Genomic DNA, 6,614 nt, shown 5'->3' with positions numbered 1-6,614 from the left:
AACCTGGGATTCAAAAAGACTCACAATCGTATCAGAAGCCGGATACTCTGCTGCCGTATCATTGAATGATGACAGTACTAACTTCTCTTCATCACTTACATAATCAAGATCACGTAATGGAATATCCGGACAATCCAACAGTTCTGCTATTAAATACCTGAAGTGTTTTATGAATAAAACAATCGTTTCTTTATCATAGACATCCACATTAAATGTAGTCAGCATCTCTAAAAAAGATTCTTTATATACAAACTCAAAGTTGATATCAAAAGCTCTTTTTGTAAATCCTATTTCTTTTATTTCTTCACTGAAAGCTATTTTGCCATCAGGCTCACCATTCATATAATCCTGAAAAACCACGGTAATATCAAACAATGGATTTCTGGAAGTATCATTGGGCAATTGTAAATTTTCCACGAGCAAATCAAAAGGATAGTCCTGATGGGTAAAAGCTTTGGTAAATGATTCCTTGATCTTTCTGAAAGTATCCATAAAGGTATCTGACTGTGGATCCAGCGTATTATTCAATACGATGGTATTTACAAAAAGACCGGGCATATCATTGAGACCGGGATGATTCCTTCCGGAGGTAAAAGTGCCTAGTGTAATGTCATTTTCTGAAGTATACTTATTCAGTAATATGTTGATAATACTGAGGATCGCTATATTTAAAGTTCCCTGATTCTGCTTTGCAAAAAAGTCTAACTTTTGAGTCAGATCTGATGAAATATCTGTTTTCAGTGTATAGCTGTTAAATGTTTTTACAGAAGGCCGTTGGACATATGATGGCAAATCAAGTGTGGAAATTTTTTTCGATAAAAGTTCCAGCCAGTAATTCCGGGCATTATTATAGTTTCCATTGTCAATGGCTGCAATTTTCCAATAGGTGTAGTCCAGGTACTGCAATCTCGGGGGATGAATATGCTCTGAATAGGATATTGCTTTATAATAATCTATAATATTCTGTTTTACCAGATTGAGTGATACTCCATCTACAATAATATGGTGAAAAATAAAATAAACTAATATCTTATCCTTCAGATGATAAATTTCACATTTAAGCAAGGGTCCTTTACTTAAATCAAATGCCAATGAATTGAATCGCACAACAGTATCCTGAATGATCTCTAACGCATCAGCATTATCTGTAAGGTTAATAATATTAATATCAAACCCGGTATTATTTTCATTTAAAATGATCTGCCTTACTTCTCCCTGGTCATTCATTCTGAATACTGTTCTGAATATTTCAAAATTATTTACCAATTGCATGATGGCAAGCTTTACCGTCTTTGAATCATATTCTGAAGGTAATTCAATGTGATAATTAATATGATAAGATCTGGATCCTTCTTCAGTAAGACTTTGCAGCCACAATCTCTTTTGAGCATCAGAAACCGGATGATCCTCATTAGTAAAAGTATGCCTGACAATACTGTTAGAATTGTGTTTTAAAATATAAGAGATAATCTCCTGCTTATAAACTTTAATTCTTTTAATAAGGCTTTCTTCGATATCTTCTGTAGTATCAATAATAAGATTATCATCTTTTACAGATATATGGATATTTTTACTTTTTAATTCCTCTAATAAATTTAACATAGAAATTGTAAAAAATAGGATTTATATTATAATCGTTTTGCGGTTAGGCTCTTTACTTACTTCTTTTTTTGAAACATATGAGATCATTTCCATATGCAGCGCAAGTCCCTTTATAGTAGGGGAAGAGTAAAGATCCTGTGGTGTAAGCTCCACATTAAATTCTTTATTTATACGCTTCAGTATTGTCATGGCTTTCAAAGAGTCTCCACCCAGCTCAAAGAAATTATCTTCCACGCCTACTTTTTTAGGTTCAAAAAAATTGTTAAAGATGCCACACAATGCTTTTTCTGTATCAGAAACCGGTTCTGCATACATACTACTGTATATACTGACTTCAGGATGGGATTTTTCTGGCAGATCATTTATTTTGTAATCATACGTCAGATAATTATTAGGATTTTTCACTGATGCAATTACCTGATGATTTTGCAGTTCAGAAATCAGCGTAGTTTCGAAAATCTTAATCAGCGTAGGTTCTGTTATGGCATTATTGCTAAATCCGTCAAGATTAACACTTATCCAGTTATTAAGGTCCGGTTTTCCGGCAATAAAATAATCCATATAAGCATTTGAAACAGAATAGGCTCCAAAGGTCTGTCCTCCGAGTATTGCTGATAAGCTTGAGCTTATCCAGACAAAATCCGGATTTCTGTCAGCAAAAACCGTATATAAATTAATGATTCCCTGCACTTTAGCAGAAAACATACCCTTCAGACTGTTTATATCAAGATGCTCGACAAGTTTTAAAGATTCTGCTGAGGGATTTCCCACCAGATTTACAACACCGTGTATTGTTCCATATGTCTTTTCAATATGAGATATCGTAGAATTAAAAGATTCATAATCAGAAATATCTGCTGGATAATAATTTACTTTGTTTCCAATTTCAGTTTTAAACGCTTCATCAAGGCTGTGAACATCTTTTCTGCCGATCACAACAACTCTAGCTTGATTATCAGAAAGATATCGCGTCAATATTCTTCCGATTTTACCGGATCCCCCTATGATTACAATAATTTTAGATTCAAGCTGAAGATTTTTCTCTTTTTTTAATGAAAGTCTTTCATAGAAAGGAACATATCTCTGTTCTTCATGATAAGCAACAAACGGATTAGAAAAATTATATTCTATTTCATCAGCAATCCTATCATAATCTGTATCATTTGCAGACTGAATATCCAAAAGAGTACTGAAAATATTTTGGTTTTCCTGTGCACAGATATACAGCTGGCTGAATGAGGATAATAATATTGTATTATTTTTTCCGGTAATATTCATACTGTTCAGATCCCCCAGCATGGTAATTTTTGAACTTGAAGCAGTATTTTCCACCGAAATCAGAAATTTGCATATAATATTGAACAGTCTGAAAAAGGAGAGCATAGAATCCAGATTATCATTTTCCGTTTTCCAGTTAAAAATAATATGAATATTACCTTCAGCTTTTTCTTTGCTCTCTTCCAGTAATTTTTTTACCTGTTCTGTATCTATGCTTTTATCTTCTTTTAAAGAATCTTTTTTTCTGATCTTTATAACAGAATGGTTCCTGTTCTCAAGTTCCTGACCTATATTTTGTGATAGTTCACTGTCTTCTGTAAACATAATACAGAATGCTTTTTCATCTTTGCTTCCTTTCGTAAGCTCACTTTTTTTCCACTTTTTTTCATATAAAATATCCAAAGACGCACTGCTGCTATCTACTGTAAAGCTCTTAAACGGGTTAACATGAAAATCCAGCTTATTTTCTTCAAATGCATACGTAGGTGCTGAAATTTTCTTCCTATTTTTGTTTTGGTAATATTTTGTCCAGTCTATTCCTGTTCCTGACATCCATAATTCCCCTAAAGCGTTATAGAACTTATTTTCGTCCGTTTTATTCAGAAGCTGTACGATCTGATACCCTTTATACCGACTGTTATTTTTAATGGAGTTCGTTAAAGTAGAAGATCCGACTTCAATAAACAAAGGTTCTTCTTTTGCATTATCCAAAATATATTCAATTCCCTTTTCAAACAGAACAGTATTCAGCATGTGTTCTTTCCAATACCGGACATCCTGAGCCTGGCTATCTGAAATTATATTGGCTGTAAGATTAGAAACATAAGGAATTTCAGGTTTTGATAAGGTGATCCCTGAAAACAAGTGTTCAAACTCTGCTGCAACATCATTCATCATATGGGAATGAAAAGCATGGGAGGTTTTCAGAAAAGTAAACTGAATATCTTTTTCATTCAGCAATCCGATGCATTTTTCAATCTCTTCTTCATTTCCTGACAATACAGTAGTATCATCAGAATTGATTGCCGCCACAGAAACTGCATCTGAAACAATACTTTTTATCTTTTCAAAAGAAGCATTTACCGCAATCATTTTCCCGGTTGAGGCTTTACTCATTAAGAAAGCTCTTTCAGCCACCAGAAACAATCCTTCTTCAAAAGAAAATACACCGGCAATACATGCTGCCACGTATTCTCCCAAGCTATGCCCTATCATCAGAGAAGGAGTTATCCCATACTCAATAAGCATTTTTGCAAGAGCATATTCAATGATAAATAATAAGGGCTGTGTGTGCTGGGTTTCATTAATAATTTTAGGATCGAAGGATTCATCATGAGCATATCCTAAAATCCTAGCATAGTCTGTCCCATATTTTTCATTTAAAATTTTAAATCCCTGATCTGCATATTGAGCAAAAATCTGTTCCTGAACATATAGTTCCTTTCCCATTTTTAAGAACTGAGATCCCTGTCCCGGAAAGACAAAAATTATATTATTTTGCTTTTTTGATGGTTGTCCGTACTCTTTTTGAGCATCCAATTCCTTTAATAATTCTTCCTTATCCTGAAATACAATATAGCTCCTGTAATCAAAATTTGCTCTTCCCGTATTGAGGGAAAATGAAAGATCTGAAAGATTCACGTTATTTGCCCTGATAAATGTTTCAAGTTTTGTAAAATATTTCTTCAGGGCTTCCGGTTTTTTGGCAGAGTAGGCTATTATATTATTTCTCTTCTTATTTTCTTCTATGCTCCCATTTAATGAAAACCCTTCTAAAATTGCATGAGCATTGGTTCCTCCTATTCCAAAGCTGCTTACCCCGGCAATAAGTGGAAGGTTATTCTTTGATTCCCATGCTTTGGTCCGGGTGTTAACATAAAACGGACCTTTTTCAAACGGTATTTCTGAATTTGCTTTTGTATAATGCAGTGAGGGTGGAATCATTTTATTTTTCAATGCGAGGGCAGTTTTAATGATTCCTGCTACTCCTGCCGCATTTCCGGCATGTCCCAGATTTGATTTTACTGTTCCCACGGCACATTCAAAAGATTTATCATAATTAAACGCTGTATTAAGCGCTTCTATTTCAATAGGATCTCCCAGTCTGGTTCCTGTTCCGTGGGCTTCGATATAAGAAATTTCATGTGCAGAGACTTTTGCAAAACTCTGGGCCTGTCTGATACAATCGACCTGGCCGGATACACTTGGTGCTGTATATCCCACTTTTCTCTTCCCGTCATTATTAACAGCAGTAGCTCTTATAACGGCATAGATATTATCATTATCAGCAATAGCATCTTCCAGCCGTTTTAATACAATGACTCCTCCCCCTTCTGTTCCTACAGTTCCGCTTGATTTTTCATCAAATGCTCTGCAATGACCATCTTTGGATGAAATCATTCCTTCCTCATACCGATATCCTTTTTCATCTTTCGTATTTAAAGCAATTCCACCGGCTACCGCCATTGAACATTCTCTAAGCAACAGTCCCCTGCAAGCCATATGTATTGCAACAAGAGAACTTGAACACGCCGTATCGATAAAAATACTCGGTCCTTTTAAATTCAGATTATAGGAAATTAAAGAACTGCTGAAGTTTTTATTATTGATTTGTGACAGATAAAAAGGGTCTACAGTAGCTTTTTTATTAATATTTGTATGCGCTATCCAATTAAAGTTATCTGGTGCGGTAAGATATAGTCCTGCTTTATCCTGTAATTTCAGTGGATTATAACAGGCGTCTTCAAATGCTTCCCATACCAAGTGGTGCAAAATTCTGATCTGTGGATCCATACTTGCCGCTTCATCTTTTGTATATCCGAAAAAAGAATAATCAAAAGTATCAGAATTTTCAATGAATGTTTTCACCTTCACATAACTGGAATCCCGGATGACTTTTGCCTCAACTCCGCTCTCTAAGAGTTCCTGATCTGTATAAAACTGGATCAGCTCATCACCATTGGCAAGCTTATCCCAAAATGTCTGGATATTATTGCATCCTGAAAACATACATGACATACCGATTATCGCGATATCTCTTTTTAAAGATTCTCTTTGCATAGTAAATTTATTCGAACAGGTTATCTATAAGGTTATCTATATGAGATGATAGGTTTTTATCTTCTTCTGTGGCTTCTTCAGTATAAGACTCTTTACTTTCTATAAACCGGGCCAGCTCTGATATACTTGGATACAGGAAGAATTTGGCAATTTCTATTTCTAAACCAGCCTCTTTACGCAGCAGCTGGGAAAGTTTGATAATGGATAATGAATTCAATCCTATATCAAAAAAGTTATCATTGATACTAATTTCGTCCGCCTGATAATTCAGTATTCCAGCCAGTAATGTTACCATTATCTTCTCTGTTTCCGTCCGAGGGGCTGCATATTCATTTTTAATCAAATCCTCTACATTAACTTTAGGCAGACGCTTTCTGTCAATCTTTCCATTAGCTGTTAAAGGAATGCTCTCCAGTTCCACATAAAAGCCAGGCATCATATATTGCGGAAGTTTAGTCTCCAGATATTCTGACAAATCATGTTTATCTATCGGTGAGCTGCTGACATAATATACAACAAGACTTTTGTCACCTTCTTTTCCTTTTACTTCAGTAACTGCATTTTTGATTGCTTCACTGTAAGAAAGTACATGACTGTCGATCTCACCCAGCTCAATACGGTGACCACGGATCTTTACCTGGTGGTCTATACGGCCCAAATATTCAATATTGCCG

The 6,614-nt window shown here is 35.0% G+C and carries 3 protein-coding genes; all 3 read right to left on the bottom strand.

The window, feature by feature from the left end; translation table 11 throughout:
* A partial coding sequence (locus CRS_RS24235) for a condensation domain-containing protein (RefSeq protein WP_142726510.1) occupies positions 1-1,602 on the bottom strand: 1,602 nt, incomplete at its 3' end.
* A gap of 21 nt (positions 1,603-1,623) precedes the next feature.
* A complete protein-coding gene (locus tag CRS_RS24230; RefSeq protein WP_142726509.1) occupies positions 1,624-5,940 on the bottom strand; it encodes a type I polyketide synthase in 4,317 nt (1,438 codons plus the stop codon).
* Between the two features lie 7 nt (positions 5,941-5,947).
* A partial coding sequence (locus CRS_RS24225; RefSeq protein ID WP_185150440.1) for a phosphopantetheine-binding protein occupies positions 5,948-6,614 on the bottom strand: 667 nt, incomplete at its 5' end.

It is taken from the genome of Chryseobacterium sp. ON_d1, assembly GCF_006829085.1.
Classification (GTDB): domain Bacteria; phylum Bacteroidota; class Bacteroidia; order Flavobacteriales; family Weeksellaceae; genus Chryseobacterium.
Note: the sequence above shows the minus strand (reverse complement) of the source record. Positions and strands in the feature narration are given on the sequence as shown.